This window comes from Silvibacterium dinghuense (genome assembly GCF_004123295.1).
GTDB classification, from domain to species: domain Bacteria; phylum Acidobacteriota; class Terriglobia; order Terriglobales; family Acidobacteriaceae; genus Silvibacterium; species Silvibacterium dinghuense.
In genome coordinates, this window is record NZ_SDMK01000001.1 from 1246075 (window position 1) to 1262554 (window position 16480).

Consider the following 16480-nt stretch of genomic DNA (forward strand, 5'->3'; position numbering starts at 1 on the left):
ACTACTCAAGTATCCCGCCGCTGTGGGGCTATAGCTCAGCTGGGAGAGCGCCTCGTTCGCAACGAGGAGGTCAACGGTTCGATCCCGTTTAGCTCCACCAATCACACCACCTGCGGCAATCCCCTCACCTCATACAGATCCTATGCATAAGACTTAGGCATGATCGCGTGCAACACCGCGCGCAGCTGCCCCTTGCACAAGGAGCAGCTGCGAACTTCCCACGCCAGCTACTCGTGGCGCAGCGCCTCGAGTGGATCGATTCTTTCCGCACGCCGTGCAGGCAGCCAGCAGGCCAGAAGCCCGATCATCACGAACAAAAGCCCCACGATGAGAAGGGTTTCAGGATCGTTTGCCTGCACTCCATACAAGAATGTCCTGAGCACCTGGGACACAAGTATGGCGAGCACTGCTCCCATGAGCACACCGCCTGCGATCACCCGGAAGCCTTCGCCGAAGATCAGCCTGCGAAGATGCGATGGCGGAGCGCCGACTGCACTGCGAATGGCCAGCTCCCGGCGACGCGAAGCGACCGACAGCGACAGCACACCGTAGATTCCTACCAGCGTCAACAGACTTCCAGCCACGGAAAATCCGATCAGCAGGCGCATGGCGAAGGTCCGCGATGCCAGGGATTCATCACGAATCTGCTCGAGCGTCTTGACGTTTTCCACGGCAGCCGTGGGATCGACGGCGTGCAGAGCACGCTGCACAGCGACGATCAGCGCACGCGGGTCTGCTGTCGTACGCACGACCAGGTGCTTCGAGAACGCCTGCGCCTGCCAGAGGGGCATATAAATCTCCGGCGATGCCTTCTGCGTCAGATCGTCGGTACGTCCGTTCGCAATTTCGCCGACAATTTCGACGCCAGCCTTCCCTCGCCCCTGGAACCAGAACTTTCTCCCGATCACATTTCCATGCGGGAAGAAGCGATCCGCAAACGCCTGGTTCACGATGCCGACGTTCGGCGCCTTGTCATCGTCGCTCGGCCGGAATGCACGGCCGTCGAGGAGCCCGATCCCCATCAGCTTGAAGTAATCGGGAGTGACCGCCCGCATCGGCAAGGTGATTTTGTCGCTCTCCTTGACCGCCAGAGGCTGACCTTCGATGTCGATAGGTGCGGGCCAGTTATTGCCGGTGAGAGGCACGCCCCAGGCAAACGCCGCATACTGCACACCGGGAATCGCGGCCACACGGTCGAGCGCCTGGCGATGGAAGCTGCCCCAGGTCGCATGACTCTGCACGTCCGTGACGCTCATCGTCAGAATTCGTCCCGTGCTGTAACCGGAAGGCACCTCTGCAATCTTCATCATGGTGCGAATGAGCAGGCCCGCGCCGACCAGCAACGCGAGGGTCAGGGAGGTCTGCAGCATGGCAACGCCACGCAGCATGCGCCTCTCTCCAGCGCCCGCGGTGCCTTTCGGGCCGGCGCTCTTGAGCACCTCAACCGGATCGACACGAAGCACGCGCAGCGCGGGAATAAGCCCCGCGAAGGTGGCTGCAGGAATCGCCGCTGCAAGTCCCCATCCCAGCACTCCCCATCCGGCCGTTACGGCATCCAGCCTGGGGATGGCGTGGCCGGCGATCACCGTGAACAGCTTGACCGCGCCAAAAGCGAGTCCCACGCCCAGACCGCCGCCGAGGAGCGCCAGCACCAGGCTCTCCATGAGAGTCTGCCGCAGCAGCGCGACGCGTCCCAGCCCCATGGCGATGCGCACGGCGTATTCCTGCTGCCGCTGCAGGCCTCGCACCAGCAACAGCGCTCCCACATTTCCGCAGGCAATCAAGAGCACCAGGGCAGACGCACCGAGGAGCGGGAAGAGGATACGCTTGCCATCCTGGTTCATCTCATCGGTCAGCCGCTCAATCCGGGGCGCAAAGCCCTCGAAAGACTTTTCCGACAAGGCCTGCTGCGCGGTCAGCACAGCCAGCTCCTGCTGGGCCTGCTGTGGAGTCGCTCCGTCCCGCAGCCGCGCAACGATGTTCCAGTCAGGCTCTTTCCACTCCTTCGGATCGGGCTCCCCCGGTGCCCAGAAGTCCACCGTCGCGTTGACATCGTAGTTCGGCTCTTTTGCGTCATCCGGCGATGGCAGAAAGCGGACTCCCGGCGCCATCACGCCAATCACAGTCGGCGGAGTATCCCAGCGGCTGATGCGCACCGTCTTGCCGATGATCTGCCTGTCTCCTCCAAATACGCGCTGCCAGAATTCATATCCCAGCACGATGGCCTTCGTCGGCCCCAGAGAGAAGTCCGTATCGGCAAAGCCTCGGCCTGCCACGGTTTTCAGACCCATGAGACGGAAGTAATCCTTGCTCACCCACATTCCCTGCATGGATTGGCTGCCGTCATTGCGAATCAGGAAATTGAAGGTCCAGTCATAGGCAGCGACGCCCTGCAAGGATGTCGCGTCCTTTTTCCACCCCATCCACTGCTGCGCCGGCCAGCCTCGCGGGCTGTCCATCTTCTGTCCGTCGGTGCGTTCGGATGAGACCAGGAGCAGCTGGTTCGGCTTGCTGTAGGGCGGCGGTGTCAGCAGCACGCCCTGGATCAAACTAAAAATCGCAGACGTGGCGCCGATGCCTAGTGCCAATGTCAGAGCGGCCACGGCGGTGAAGACAGGCGACTTCCTCAGCGTGCGCACGGCATAACGCAGCTCCTGCCACGTATTCTCGATCAGTCCGATACCACCCACCTCGCGGCAATCTTCTTTGATCTGCTCCATGCCGCCGAACTCGAGCCGGGTAAGCCGGCGGGCCTCACTCTCGGAAACCCCGGATCGCACCTTGTCGGCAACCTGTGATTCGAAGTGGAATCGCAACTCTTTGTCGAGATCGATTTCCAGGCGCTTACGTGCGAATAATCTCCCCAGCCAACTCATGAGGCTCCCTCCAATGTTTCCTTGAGAATGAGACCGACCACGCCGGTGAGGCGCTTCCAGTTCTCAGTCTCAGCCTTCAGGTGAGCTCGACCTCTGGCCGTGAGCTCGTAGAACTTGGCTTCACGTCCGGTTTCGGAAGGCTGCCAGTTGGAGCTGAGCAGCTTCTTGTATTCAAGACGATGGAGTGCCGGATAAAGCGATCCCTGCTGGACCTGCAGGGCCTCGCGAGACATCTGCTGAAGTCTCTGGGCAATGGCGTAGCCATGGATAGGGCCGAGCGCTACCACCCTCATGATGAGGAGATCGAGCGTGCCCTGAGGGAGATCGAACCGGTCTTCATTTTTCATACTATTAGCTTCTACCTATACGTCCAAAACCTGTAGAAGGTCAAGGTATGGATTTTGAATTCCGGCCGGGAGATGTGTTGATGGACTCTGCCAGAAGATCGCAGGTCTAAGAACATCTTTCTCAGCACCCATGGCGTTTTTGTTGAAGATTGGCTCCCATTCCACGAGACACTTTTCCGTGGAGCCAACCGGACGACGTTGAGGTAACGATGACAGTTTCCCGAAGAGAATTTTGTGCTGGGATCGGAGCGCTGGCAATAACAGGAGCCGCTCGAAATACATGGGGCGCCGAGCACTCATCGGCGTATCAACTCGTGGCGCAGACCGACCGGAACCGAATTCTGCGTGCCGCCCGGCAATATCTTCCCCAGCGAATAGAAACGATTACTGCTGTTCCGGCACCCCCTGGCAGCCCGGGTGGACTGCATGACTTCTATTCACAAGCCGACTACTTCTGGCCCGATCCTAAAAATCCGGACGGCCCTTATATCAATCGCGATGGCCAGAGTAATCCGCTGAACTTCAACAACCATCGCGCCGTGATGATCCAGCTTTCTGTACGGATGCCGGCACTGACCGCAGCCTGGCTTCTCACCGGCGATTCCCAATATGCTCAGCAAGCGGGTAACTATCTGCGCGCGTGGTTCGTGACCACAGCCACGCGCATGAATCCCAACCTGCAATTCGCCCAGGCAGTAAAAGGAGTTTCCACCGGCCGCAGCTACGGCATCATCGATACGCTTCACCTGGTAGAAGTGGCACGCGCGGCCAGCTTCCTGGGGAGGGAGACATTCTCTCCAGCTGAGATAGAGAGCGTGAAGCAGTGGTTTCGGGAATATCTGGCGTGGCTCAAGACCAGCGCGCCGGGGCAAAAAGAACGGGACGCACTCAATAACCATGCTACCTGCTGGGCGCTGCAGGCTTCAGAATTTGCTCGGCTCATCGGCGATGAAGAAACCCGCGATGAGATCCGGAGATGGTTTGCTGGAACTCTGCTCACGAGCCAGTTGGCCGAAGATGGATCTTTTCCCAAAGAGCTTACGCGGACCAAGCCATACAGCTACTCGATCTTCAACTTCGATGTCATGGCCGGTCTGGCGCAGTCGCTGAAAGGCTCAGGGATGGATCTCACCACATTTTCCCTGCCGGATGGCCGCGGACTGTGCAGGGCAGCGGCATTCCTCTATCCGTATCTCAAAGACAAGTCGAAGTGGCCGTACAGCAAAGATGTAGAGCATTTCGACACCTTGCCCGTGCGATCGCCCGGGTTACTTTTCGCCGGCCTGGCTTGCCGGCGCGCAGAGTATATTGCGCTCTGGAAGACACTGAATCCTGATCCGACAGATAACGAGATTATTCGCAACTACCCCATCCGCCAGCCGCTCTTGTGGGTCTAAAGCAGAAACAGGACAACCATGCCCATGCTGTGTGGATGCAGGTGGCCTTTTCTTGAGGAGAAGGCTACGGAGAGCATGTGCCAGCCGGGTATATCTGTCCTGATTCTGCTCTCATCGCAACGAAGATGGAGACGCACCAGAACGCTCTACACACTGTTCCGCATTCCTTTTCTTGCCATGGCCATGGCCTACGCGAAGCAGCTATTCATGCCTTAACGCGGTCATCGGATCTACCCTGGACGCCCGCCGCGCCGGCGTAAATCCGGCCACGAGCGCGACGAGACCCAGCAAAGCCGCAGAGCCTGCCAGCGTCACCGGGTCGTATGATTTCACCCCGTACAGCATCTCCTTCACCAGCCGCGTAAGACCGAAGGCCGCACCCAGCCCGGCGAGCACGCCCAGCGCTGTCATCCGCCATGTCTCGCCCAGGATCATCGACAGAATCTGCTCCGAGCGCGCGCCCAGCGCCACGCGGATGCCGATCTCCTGCGTGCGCCGCGCGACGGTGTAGGCCATCACGCCATAGATGCCGATCGAGGCCAGCACCAGCGCCAGCAGCCCGAAGCCCGCCGTCAGCATGGCAAACATGCGCTCATCGCCGAGTGTCGCATCGATCTGCTGCTGCTGCGTGCGCACGGCATTCAGCGGCAGGTTCGGGTCGATGCCCGCGACCGCCTTCTGTAGTTGCGGCGCGAGACTCGCCGCGTTCCCATGCGTGCGCACCTCGTAGGTCATGCCTTCCAGATCCGGAAACTGCCGGTAAGAGAAGAAGAACTGCGCCTCCGGCTCCTTGCGCAGACTGTCGTAGGCCGCATCCTTCACCACGCCCACAATCGTGTACACCTTGTTGTCCACCTTGAGATGCCGCCCCAGCACGTTGGCCTTGCCCCATACTTCGCGTGCCATCCGCTGGTTCACCACCGTCACCTTCTCCGAGGTCTGCGTATCCTGCGGCCCGATCTCCCGCCCCGCAATCATCGGCATGCCCATGGTCGAGAAGAAGTGCTCACCCACGACATTCAGCAGCCCCGCATCCTTCGGTTGTGTCACCGGCTGGTCCAATGCCTCCCAGGAATACATCGTCCGCCCATCAGCGATCAGGGTCATGGAAGATGCGCTCACCGACTCCACGCCCGGCACCGCCGCCAACCGCCGTGCAATCTCCCCGTGCAGCAAAACCGCTTTCTCCTCCGGATATTGCGCCACCGGAGGATCGATATCGAACAGCAGCAGATGATCCACGCGGAAGCCCGGGTCCACATGGTTCAGGTTGCCGATGGTGCGCAGGAACAGCCCCGCGCCCACCACCAGCAGCGTCGAAAGCGCCACCTGGAAAACCACGATCCCCTTGCCCGCGTAACCCGTGCGCCGCCGCGTCACCGTCGCCGCATTGTCTTTCAGGCCCGAGCTGGCCTGCGCCCGCGTCGCCTTCCACGCCGGAGCCACGCCGAACAGCAGCCCCGTCACCAGCGACAAGCCTGCGGTGAAGGCCAGCACGCCCCAGTCCAGCCGCCCGGAGAGCTGCGCCGGGTCCCACGGATCGCTCATCAGCTTCGGAATCACATCCCGGCACGCCCAGCCCAGCGCAAAGCCTGCCGCGCCCCCTGCGAATGCCAGCATCAGGCTCTCGGTAAGCACCTGCCGAACGACACGCAGACGGCCAGCGCCGAGCGCCAGACGCACCGCCATCTCCCGCTCACGCGCGGAAGCCCGCGCCAGCAGCAGGTTTGCGAGATTCGCGCAGGCCAGCAGCAACACCAGGCCCGAGACCGCCATCAGCACCATCACCGGCTGCTTATACTGCTGCGCGGCTTCGTTCTCACCCCGGCTGCCATCCCGCAACAGAACCTGCGGCATCTTCTCGCCCGGCTTCGCGGTGTGCGCGCCCGCAACGCTCGCCACCAGAGCCGCAGACATCACGGACTCTGCCCGCGCCTGCGTCACACCCGCCTTCGGCCGCGCCATGACCTGCATCCACCAGCGAATCGGATCTTCGAGCAGCGAGCCTTTGTCGTGAGGAATGAGCACCGGCTGGATGCTGAACGGTACAAAGACCTGCGGCGACTGATGCGCGCTCTTCGCCCCGGTGAATTCCGGCGGATTCACTCCGATCACCGTGAACGGCTTGCTGTTGATCGCGATGACCTTGCCCACCACCGCAGGCGAGGCCGCAAAGGCATGCCGCCAGAAGCCGTCGCTGATCACCACCACCGCGCCCGAGCCTTCGACCGCGTCATCGGCCGGTGCGATCCCGCGCCCCAGCTCCGGCTTCACGCCCAGTCCGCTGTAGTAGCTGCCGGATACCATCTCGGCCTGCACCACCTGCGCCTGCCCGTCCACCGTCGTCGTTACCTCGCCGATGCCCTTGAATGCGAAGAGCTGATCGAAGACGCCCTGCTTCCGGTTCTGCTCCTCGAGCTCGCGATACACCGGGTAGGTGAACGAGGTGCTGGCCGTGCGGTCGCCCTCCTTGTTCAAGTTGCCCCAAATGCTGTGCACCACATTGTCATGGGGAGCCGTCCACCACAGCAGCCGCAGTTCCTGCGGGTGCGGCACATGCAGCTGGTCTAAGAGCATCTCCTTGGCCAGCGTGAAGATCGCCGTGTTCGCGCCGATCCCCAGCGCCAACGATGCAATTGCGATTGCCGTGAACACCGGGCTCTTCGCCAGCATGCGCCATGCATAGCGGATATCGGCGCGCAGATCGTCCCACAGCCGCAGCCCCAGCGAGGCTCGCATCTCTTCCTTGTGCATTGTCACGCCTCCGAACTCGATCCGCGCCTGCCGCGCCGCGGCCTCCGGCACCATGCCCCGCGCGATAAGGTCTTCCATCCGGCACTCGAGATGAAACGCCAGCTCCTCGTCCATCTCCTGCTCCAGCCGCCCGCGCCCGACCACCGCGCACAACCACGACGTGGCCTGAGAGCACAATCGCCTTGCCCATCCCCTCACGCTCAGATCCGCACCCGGCATAGCCGCTTCTCCATCAAGTCTTTTTTGCTCATGTGCGCACCCTCAGTGGTTACAGGTCGCCGGGTACGGTCTTCAGCACGCCCGCGATCACACCGGCCATCCGATTCCACTTCTCGGTTTCATCGCGCAACAGCGCCTTGCCGGCCGTCGTCAGGCGGTAATACTTCGCCTTGCGCTTGTTCTCCGACTCGCCCCACTCGCTCGCAATGGCACCCTGATGCTCCAGCCGATAGAGCGCCGGATAAAGCGATCCCTGCTGAATCTCAAGCTTTTCGCCTGAAATCTGCTGGATACGGAGCAGCACCCCATAGCCATGCAATGGACCCAGGGAAACTGCTTTGAGGATCAGCATGTCAAGCGTGCCCTGCAGAAGGTCTAGTTGTTTCTTGCCCAATACCTGCCCTCCAGCACTCTCCCTAGCCCGTCTAGGAGAAGCTGCTGCACTCACCCTACGCGCCTTCTCCTAGACGGTCAAGGAGGGAATTACATGATCCATGAGCAGGCCGTCGGGGTACGCACAGAGCCGACCCAGCTTTTTCCAGCACCGCGATGACTGAGCAATCAAGCTTAATCCAGGCTATGCGCTCGTTCTTTTCGACTCGATACGAGAGGCATTCGAGCGTTTGGCCCGCCACAATCAACCACTTGCGGCTTATATTCCCAACCGGCTTCATGGGCATGCGCCGGTAACAGAATCAACAAAATCTGCATCTTAGCTGCTGAAGCAGCATGAACGAGGTACGATGCGGATTCTTAGCTTACGCTTGATTGTCGCCCTGGTATTCGGCGTCACACTGGTATCGGTGGTGTCATCCTGGTACCAGGTGAGGACCACGAAAGACGCTCTTCGTCTCGATCTTGAGAGGAAGGCCGAAACTTTCAGCGACAGTCTGGCAGTCATCCCGGAACCTTATCTACAGCGTGGCGACATTGCTGGACTGCTCGCAACGCTGCACCGGTTCGACGGCCGCGACCACCTGATCGGGACAACGGTCTACGACAGAAACGGCTTCATTCTGGCGAACACCGGAAACATTCGTTCGCTCACGCGCACCACACCGCAGATCATCCGCGATGCGATCGCACGCAACAGCACCGAAACCAATTACATGCGATCCGGCTTCCGTCGGCTGTATATCGTAGCTGCACCCATCCCTGCAGCCACAGAAGATATGGCCGGGGGCATCCTTGTGGTCTACGACACCGACTATATCCGCGCGCAGGTCTTCCATATCTGGATTCAGGCCTTTGCGCACATCGCGTTACAGGTGCTGGTGATCGTTGCCATCACTCTGCTGATCGTGCGCTGGAGCCTGGTGGGCCCCATCGCACGTGCAGCCGAGTGGATGAAAAGGCTTCGGACCGACCGCCATGCGCAGCCACCGTCTCCGAAAGACCTGGACTTCCTGAGTTCGCTTGCAAAAGAGGTTGCCCCCCTGGCTGAAAGCATGCGCCAGGCGCGCGCGGCTGCGGAGATCGAAGCGTCTCTTCGCAACAGGAACGAATCCGTATGGACAGCGCAGCGACTGGCCGACCATGTGCGCAACAAGCTTGGAGGCAGCAATCTGTTCGTTGTCTCCAATCGCGAGCCTTACATTCACAGCCGGCAGGATGGCGCAATCAAGGTCACGATCCCCGCGAGCGGTCTTGTCACTGCGATCGAGCCGATTCTCTGTGCCTGCAACGGCACCTGGATCGCGCAGGGGAGCGGCAACGCAGACAGAGAGGTGGTAGACAGCCACGACTGCCTGCAGGTGCCTCCCGAAGACCCGAAGTACACGCTGCGCCGCGTGTGGCTCACCAAGGAAGAAGAAGAAGGCTACTACTACGGATTCGCCAACGAAGGACTGTGGCCGCTCTGCCACATGGCGCACACAAGGCCGGTCTTCCGCACCTCGGACTGGTCCTACTACAACGAGGTGAACGCGCGATTTGCCGATGCTCTTGTCGAGCAGATTGCGGATGAGCAGGCTCCTGTTGTGCTGATACAGGATTATCACTTCGCCCTGCTGCCGCGCATGATCAAGGAACGCCTGCCGCATGCGCGCGTTGCCATCTTCTGGCACATCCCGTGGCCGAACCCGGAATCGTTCAGCATCTGCCCCTGGCAGCAGGAGCTGCTCGATGGCCTGCTCGGAGCGGACCTCATCGGATTCCATGTGCAGGCGCACTGCAACAACTTCCTCAACACGGTGGATCGTGTGCTCGAAGCGCAGGTGGACTGGGAGCGGTTCTCGGTCCGGCACAAGAACCACTGGTCCTCGGTGCTGCCATTCCCGATCAGCGTCGACTTTCTCGAACAGGGAACAGTCAAGACCGACAGCAATACCGCCGAGGAGCGAAGCCAGCTCATTGCCGAGCTCGGGATCGAGACGACCTACCTTGGTGTTGGGGTCGATCGACTCGACTACACCAAGGGCATTGTCGAGCGATTTCTCGCCGTCGAGTCCTTCCTCGAGCGGCATCCGCGTTATCAGGGGCGATTCACCTTCATTCAGATTGGCGCGCCGACACGGAGCAATATTCCTCAGTACGCCAACTTCCAGCGCGATGTGGAAAATGAGGCCGCCCGCATCAACGAGCGCTTTGGACGCGGCCGCTGGAAGCCCATTGTTCTGCTCAGCCGCCAGCACAGCCATAAGGAAGTGGAGCGCTACTATCGCCTCGCCCACCTGTGCATGGTCACGTCGCTGCACGACGGCATGAACCTGGTGTCCAAGGAGTTCATCGCGACTCGCGACGATCTGCGGGGAGTACTGATCCTGAGCCTCTTCACCGGCGCCTCGCGGGAACTGCGCGACGCCATCATTGTGAACCCTTACGATACGGAAGCCACCGGAGAGGCCATTGCGCAGGCGCTGGAGATGGATGTGAGCGAAATTGCAGACCGCATGCAGAGAATGCGGAACGCTGTCAGCGACCACAACATCTACTGGTGGGCGGGCAATCTGATCGGAGATCTGTGCGACCTGCGGCTAAGCCGCAACACGGTACTCAAGACCACCATCGATGTCACGCGGCGTGCCTCTTAGGGGGTCAGGCCGCGCTTTGTTCGACATCGCAATTGCCTTTTAAGCCATCAGACAAGCCGCTGCTTTTCCCTTGTATGGGCAGCGGCCTCCTGAAGATTGCGGCCGATGCGGCGGGCCTTTTCGATGATAAGTTCCGCGCTTTCCGCGGAAAAGGTCTCACGGGCAGTCTCAACGAAGAGAGCAAGCCAGCGCTCGAAATGTTGTGCGTCGAGTCCGAGCTGCATGTGACGCATCGCGGGATCGCCCTTGTAACGCCCGGTCGTGAGCAGCACGGTAGACCAAAAATCCTTCAGAAGAGCGAGATGGTGGGGCCAATCGTCGACAACCGCATGGAAGATAGGCCCGATCTCAGGATCAAGCCGGACTTTTGTGTAGAAAGCATCTACAAGGGTGCCAATCCGGGCTTCAGAAATATCTGTGCTCATGCCAGTGCGTCGCGATCTCACACAGAATAGCGCATCGTTGCGGAGAGTCATGCCTCTCGGCAACGAGAGTCATGCAAGAGTGAAGACCACGGTAAACCGGGATCCCTGGCCTTCATGGCTGGAGACCTGAATCTCCGCGTGGTGCGTATCCGCGATCCACTTGGCAATCGAAAGCCCCAGGCCGCTTCCCTCTACCTGAGCGCGTGAGGGATCGGCACGATAGAAGCGGTCGAAGATACGCGGTACATCTCCAGGCGCGATACCGATGCCACTGTCCTCTACGCGCAGCAGCGCATGGCCTGCAGAGTTCTCAAGCGAGACGCGCACATGGCCGAATGACGGTGTGTATTTGAGCGCGTTGTCGAGCAGAATCCAAAGCAGCCGGCGCAGGCTCGAAGCATGACCAAGCACCATGAGCGCGGGGGACGTACCCAGCGCAAGGCTGACCTCTATGTTCTTTCGTGCGCCAAGAGTCGTGGCCATGGCGCAGCCATCCGCAACAATCTCGGCGAGATCCACTGGCTCGAGAATAAGACTCGTAGGCTCGCTGTCGGCACGGGCCAGCTCGAGCATCTGTTCGAGCAACACGGCAGCATTCGCCGACTCCTCGATGATGGCGTTAAGAGCCTCGCGGCTCGAAGCATCCACATCCGGCTGGCGGAGGGCAACCTCGGCGATGGTGCGCGTCAGCGAAAGCGGACCACGCAGCTCATGCGAAGCATCGGCAGTAAACTGCTTGAGCTTGAGGACCGCAACCTCCAGCCGCGCAAGCATGTCATTGCAGGTCTCAGCGAGGCGCTCGAGCTCGTCACCACTGCGCGACACGGGCAGGCGCTCGGAGAGATTGCGAATGCCGATGGAACGCACGGCAACCGTGATGCGATCGACCGGGCCGAGCGCGCGGCGGCTCATCCAGTAGCCGCCGGCCATCGAGATCAGCAACAGCACCGGAGCCAGCGTAAACATGCCATGGCGGAACTCGGCGAGCAGTTCAAGATTCGCGGCCTGCGGCGCCGCGGCGACCAGCACCAATGGCCCCCATGCCTCATCGCGAAAAGAGCGCTCGATCACCAGATAGGGTTGTCCCTCCGCGTGGATCGAGAAAAAGCTCTCGGAGCTCACATTGCCGACCGGAGGCCAGGAGAAATCGGTGGAAGAGGGCGATGGCCAGAGCACAGAACCATCTGCGCGAAACACTTCGGCGCGGCCGCCACCCGTGGCGGTGGCAAAGTCGCGGAAGTCGCCGGCGCGGCTTGCGGCCGGGGCACGCTCATTGCGTCGCATCATCTCCTGCAGGCGATCGATGCGACGGCTGAGCGTGAGGTGCCGTTCCGCGGAGAGGTTGCGCTGCAGGTTCAGCCACATGGCCGCGCCGAAGAGAACCCAGCCGGCGAGAAAGATCACACCGAACCACACGGTGAGGCGCGTAGAGATGGAGATAACGCGCCTCAACCGGCCTCAGCGCGCAGGCAGTAGCCAACACCGCGAACGGTGTGCAGCAGCTCGGGCTCACCGGGCTGGGTGATCTTGCCGCGCAGAGCGCGAATGAAGACATACAGACTGTCGAAGCTGACATCGCAACCCGGCCCCCATGCCTCTTCAATGAGCGCGCCATGCGGCACCACTGCCGGAGCGCGGCGCAGCAGGATTTCCAGCAGCGCGCACTCGGTGCGCGTAAGCACCGCGACACGCTCACCGCGCTGCAGCTCGAACATCCAGGGACGCAGCACAAGATCCTCACAACGCAGCTCGCGCGGCGCACGCGCAGGAATGCGACGCTCGGTGGCACGCACTTTGGCCAGCAGCACATCGAGCGCAAAGGGCTTGGTGAGGTAGTCATCCGCACCGGCATCGAGGCCGGTGACGATGTCCTGCATGGAGTCGCGCGCAGAGAGGATGATGGCCTGCGTCTCCAGGCGCAGATCGCGGATACGGCGCACCACTTCAAAGCCATCCATGCGCGGCATCATCACATCGATCAACAACAGATCGAACTCTGCCGAACGACCCAGGCGCAGCGCCTCGCTGCCATCGGCGGCCAACGTAACCGAATGTCCTTCCCCCTCGAGCGCCCGGCCGATCTGCACGGCGAAATTGCGTTTGTCTTCTGCGATCAGAATCTTCATGACCATGATTTCTGCCTTGCGGCATTTTGCTGTTTCTTTTCAACCTAGCGGCGGCTTATGAATGTGCCGTGAATTTCCCCGCTTCCGCTGCCGATCCTTAGGTTGGCCTTAGGTTCGTTTGCCACACTGCACTCACTTCCCGGATAAAGTCATGCGTAATCCCCCACACACGCATGGCTCCGGGCTGAAAGAGGATATGTTCATGAAGACGAATCCGCTGCGCCGCGGAGCCCGGAGTCTTACGCTCAGCCTGGCTCTCTCGACAGCAACTCTTCTTTGCGCGACCGCCGCTCCGGCCGTCGCACAGGTCAGCCGCGGCATCGTGCAGGGTACGGTAGTGGATGCAGCGGGCGCCGCGGTGCCCGGCGCGCAATTGGAACTGTTACCGGCACATATTAAAGGCGTCACGGATGCGCAGGGCACCTTTCGCCTGTCCGATATTCCTGCGGGCAGCTACACCCTCACCGTGTCTTACGTCGGCTTCTCGCCGCTCACCTCGCCCGTTTCCGTCACCGCGAGCCAGACCAGCACACTCTCGCTGCAGCTCACCGTAGCCAATCATGCCGAGCAGATTCTGGTCAGCGCTTCCCGCCCGCACGGCGAGGCCGAGGCCATCAACGAGACGCGCACCGCCGACAACATCAAGGAAGTGATGCCGTCGGAAGTTATCCGCAGCCTTCCCAATGCCAACGTCGCCGACGCCATTGGCCGCCTGCCCGGTGTCACGCTCTATCGCATCGAAGGCGAGGGTGTGTACATCCAGGTGCGCGGCACCGAGCCGCGTCTCACCAACGTGACTGTGGACGGCATCACCATTCCTGCTCCCGAACCGACCGTTCGCCAGGTCCGCCTCGATGTCATCCCCTCGGACATGGTGGATTCCATCGAGATGAACAAGACGCTGCAGGCCAACATGGACGGCAACGGCATTGGCGGCTCCGTGAACCTGCGCACGAAGGAAGCCGGCGAGAGGCCCACCTTCGATGCTTACAGCGATGGCGGCTACACTCCTATCCTCAACGGTGTCGGGTCTTATGACTTTGGCGGCACTGCCGGAAAGCGCTTCGGCGCGAGCAAACGATTCGGCCTGCTGGGCAACGCCGTGATGGATTACAACGGCCGCGGCATCGATAACATCCAGCCCTCGCTCGATCCACTCTCAACCTTCTCCACGCCGTTCTACGACAACAACACCATCCGTGAATACCGCTACAACCGCACCCGTTACGGCTTCGACGGCAGCGCCGATTTCCGGGTAACCGACAGCACCACGCTCTACGCTCACGGCTTCTTCTCCGACCTCGCGGACTATGGAGACAAGTGGTACTACGAGCCGGTTTCGGTCGCCATCTCCGGCACCGCGGCCGATCCGGTCTATCCCTCCGCCTCCACCAAGAGCTCGAGCCCCAAGTTCTACACCTCGAACAAGCGTCCGAATGCAGCGGTAAGCACGCTGATCCTGGGCGGACGCACGGTGCACAGCGATTCGCTGTGGCTCTACCAGATCTCCGCCTCGCGCTCCTACGAGCAGGACTCAGCCGGCAACCCCAAGGCTGACTTCAGCTGGATAGGCAGCACGCTCTACTGCAACTATGTTCCTTCGGCACAGAACGACGCGAATCATCCGCACTTCGGCAATTGCGATAACTCTGCGAACTCGCCGCTGCTGAACGGCGCGAACTGGCGGTTCAAGGACATCACCACCTCGACCGGCATCAACGCCCAGCTCAATCTCACCGCGCAGACTTCCTGGGCACACGGTTATCGCTGGTGGGATCACAACGGCACCTTCGAGGCGGGCTTCAAATTCACCAATGCACACCAGACGCAGGATGCGACCGAGACCGTCTATGACAGCTTTCCCTCGACCGCGCCGCTGATGTCCGACCTCGCCGATAAGTTCACCAACACGGACTACTACGGCGGCCACTACTTCGGCGGTCATTACGGACAGGTCTCGGACTTCACCAAGACGCAGGCGTATACGCTCGCCAACTACCAGGGCTATATCGACAAGCAGAAGACCGCGGCCGATACCTATCCCAATCTCTTCCACACCGTCGAGCAGATCACTGCAGGCTACCTGATGAACTCGATCGACTTCGGCCGCCTGCATGTGAACACCGGCCTGCGCATCGAAGCCACACGCGATCTCACCTTCGGCTACAACGTCAACTTCTACGGAACCTACAGCGACGGCAGCTACAGCGGCGGAAGCTCGTCAGAGCTCTGCTCCGGCAATACGGCCCCTGTCGCACCCGCGCCCGGCAACTGCTACACCTTCACCGGCGTGAACAACAACCCGAGCTACGTGGATCTTCTGCCCAGCGCGCAGTTCCGTTACGCGCTCACGCAGGATGCCAATATCCGCGCCGTATATTCGCGCGGCATCGCGCGTCCCGATCCCTACCAGCTTGTTCCCTACGTCACGGAAGATTCGACGGCGAGCCCCATCAGCGTGCTCATCGGCAATCCGAATCTGCGCACCGAGCACGCGAACAACTACGATGTGCTCTTCGAGGACTATCTCCACCCACTCGGCCTGGTACAAGCCGGCTTCTTCTTCAAGCAGCTCACCGCGCCACAGGTGGAAGTCACCATCCCCAGCAACATCAGCCTCTCCTCGTTTCCCGCGGGCTATTTCCCCACCTCGATCCAGCAGGTCATCGAGCAATATCCCGGTGACGCCATCACGCAGTACACCAATGGGAAGAATGCCTATCTCTACGGCATCGAGCTGAACTTCCAACAGCATTTCAGCTATCTGCCCGGCTTCCTGAGCGGGCTCGGCCTGACTGCCAACTACACCTACACCGGCTCGCAGGAAAAGGGTCTGCCACTGCGCAGCGACAGCCCTTCCACCATCGACCAGTCGCCGAATTCCTGGCGCATCAGCCCCACGTACGACACGAAGCGCTTCTCCGCGCGCGCCGGCCTGGCTTATGACGGCGCCAGCCTCTTCCAGTACCAGTACATCTCGCCGACTTATGTCTCCGGTTCCGATCCCAGCGGCCTCGGCCCCAAGGGACCGTCCGGCGACATCTGGACGCTAACGCACTTCCAGGTCGACGCACAGGCCAGCTATCGCGTGTGGAAGGGTCTGCGCGCCGTCGTGAACGGACTCAACCTGAACAACGAGGTCTTCGGCTACTACACCGGCAGCAAGGCGTTCATCAACCAGCGCGAGTTCTATAAACCGACGTACAGCGGCGGCCTGCGCTACACCTTCTCGCCCGCCCGCTAACGTCCACTCATCCTGACTGCGCGGTGGAGATGGAAACCACTTCGTCTCTACCGCGTGGCC

General features: G+C 61.0%; 10 protein-coding genes and 1 tRNA gene. 4 read left to right on the plus strand and 7 right to left on the minus strand.

The features are described from left to right. Positions 1-24: 24 nt before the first annotated feature. A tRNA-Ala gene (locus tag ESZ00_RS04910) sits at positions 25-100 on the plus strand. Positions 101-227: 127 nt separating this feature from the next. On the opposite strand, the gene ESZ00_RS04915 is transcribed toward ESZ00_RS04910, so the two are convergent. Together ESZ00_RS04915 and ESZ00_RS04920 are read right to left on the minus strand one after the other, a co-directional pair. Next, positions 228-2876, minus strand: a complete 2649-nt coding sequence (locus ESZ00_RS04915; RefSeq protein WP_229740964.1) for an ABC transporter permease — start codon at positions 2874-2876, stop codon at positions 228-230. After that, positions 2873-3223, minus strand: a complete 351-nt coding sequence (locus tag ESZ00_RS04920; protein WP_129207035.1) for a PadR family transcriptional regulator — start codon at positions 3221-3223, stop codon at positions 2873-2875. The genes ESZ00_RS04915 and ESZ00_RS04920 overlap by 4 nt, the downstream gene beginning before the upstream one ends. A gap of 314 nt (positions 3224-3537) precedes the next feature. Here ESZ00_RS04920 and ESZ00_RS04925 point away from each other — a divergent pair, with 314 nt between their 5' ends. Then, complete coding sequence (locus tag ESZ00_RS04925; RefSeq protein ID WP_229740965.1) at positions 3538-4620, plus strand: alginate lyase family protein; 1083 nt, start codon at positions 3538-3540, stop codon at positions 4618-4620. Positions 4621-4821: 201 nt separating this feature from the next. Here ESZ00_RS04925 and ESZ00_RS04930 read toward each other — a convergent pair whose 3' ends face one another. Both ESZ00_RS04930 and ESZ00_RS04935 read right to left on the minus strand, forming a co-directional pair. Then, positions 4822-7593, minus strand: coding sequence for an ABC transporter permease (locus ESZ00_RS04930; RefSeq protein WP_129207037.1), 2772 nt, complete (start codon positions 7591-7593; stop codon positions 4822-4824). A 49-nt stretch (positions 7594-7642) separates the two neighbouring features. Further along, complete coding sequence (locus ESZ00_RS04935; protein WP_129207038.1) at positions 7643-7987, minus strand: PadR family transcriptional regulator; 345 nt, start codon at positions 7985-7987, stop codon at positions 7643-7645. 349 nt (positions 7988-8336) lie between these two features. On the opposite strand from ESZ00_RS04935, the gene ESZ00_RS04940 reads away from it, so the two are divergent. Next, positions 8337-10625: an alpha,alpha-trehalose-phosphate synthase (UDP-forming) gene (locus ESZ00_RS04940; protein ID WP_129207039.1), complete on the plus strand. Its 2289-nt coding sequence runs from the start codon at positions 8337-8339 to the stop codon at positions 10623-10625. 47 nt (positions 10626-10672) lie between these two features. Here the strand turns inward: ESZ00_RS04940 and ESZ00_RS04945 are convergent, their stop codons facing one another. The 3 genes from ESZ00_RS04945 to ESZ00_RS04955 all read right to left on the minus strand — a co-directional run bounded on the left by ESZ00_RS04945 (position 10673) and on the right by ESZ00_RS04955 (position 13176). Then, positions 10673-11050 (minus strand): group III truncated hemoglobin, encoded by a 378-nt coding sequence (locus ESZ00_RS04945; RefSeq protein WP_129207040.1) that lies wholly within the window; start codon positions 11048-11050, stop codon positions 10673-10675. A gap of 69 nt (positions 11051-11119) precedes the next feature. Next, positions 11120-12502 (minus strand): sensor histidine kinase, encoded by a 1383-nt coding sequence (locus tag ESZ00_RS04950; RefSeq protein ID WP_129207041.1) that lies wholly within the window; start codon positions 12500-12502, stop codon positions 11120-11122. Further along, positions 12499-13176: a response regulator transcription factor gene (locus ESZ00_RS04955; RefSeq protein ID WP_164981349.1), complete on the minus strand. Its 678-nt coding sequence runs from the start codon at positions 13174-13176 to the stop codon at positions 12499-12501. The genes ESZ00_RS04950 and ESZ00_RS04955 overlap by 4 nt, the downstream gene beginning before the upstream one ends. A 151-nt stretch (positions 13177-13327) precedes the next feature. Here ESZ00_RS04955 and ESZ00_RS04960 point away from each other — a divergent pair, with 151 nt between their 5' ends. Further along, on the plus strand, positions 13328-16420 hold the full coding sequence (locus tag ESZ00_RS04960) for a TonB-dependent receptor (protein WP_129207043.1): 3093 nt from the start codon (positions 13328-13330) through the stop codon (positions 16418-16420). The last annotated feature ends 60 nt before the right edge of the window (positions 16421-16480 follow it).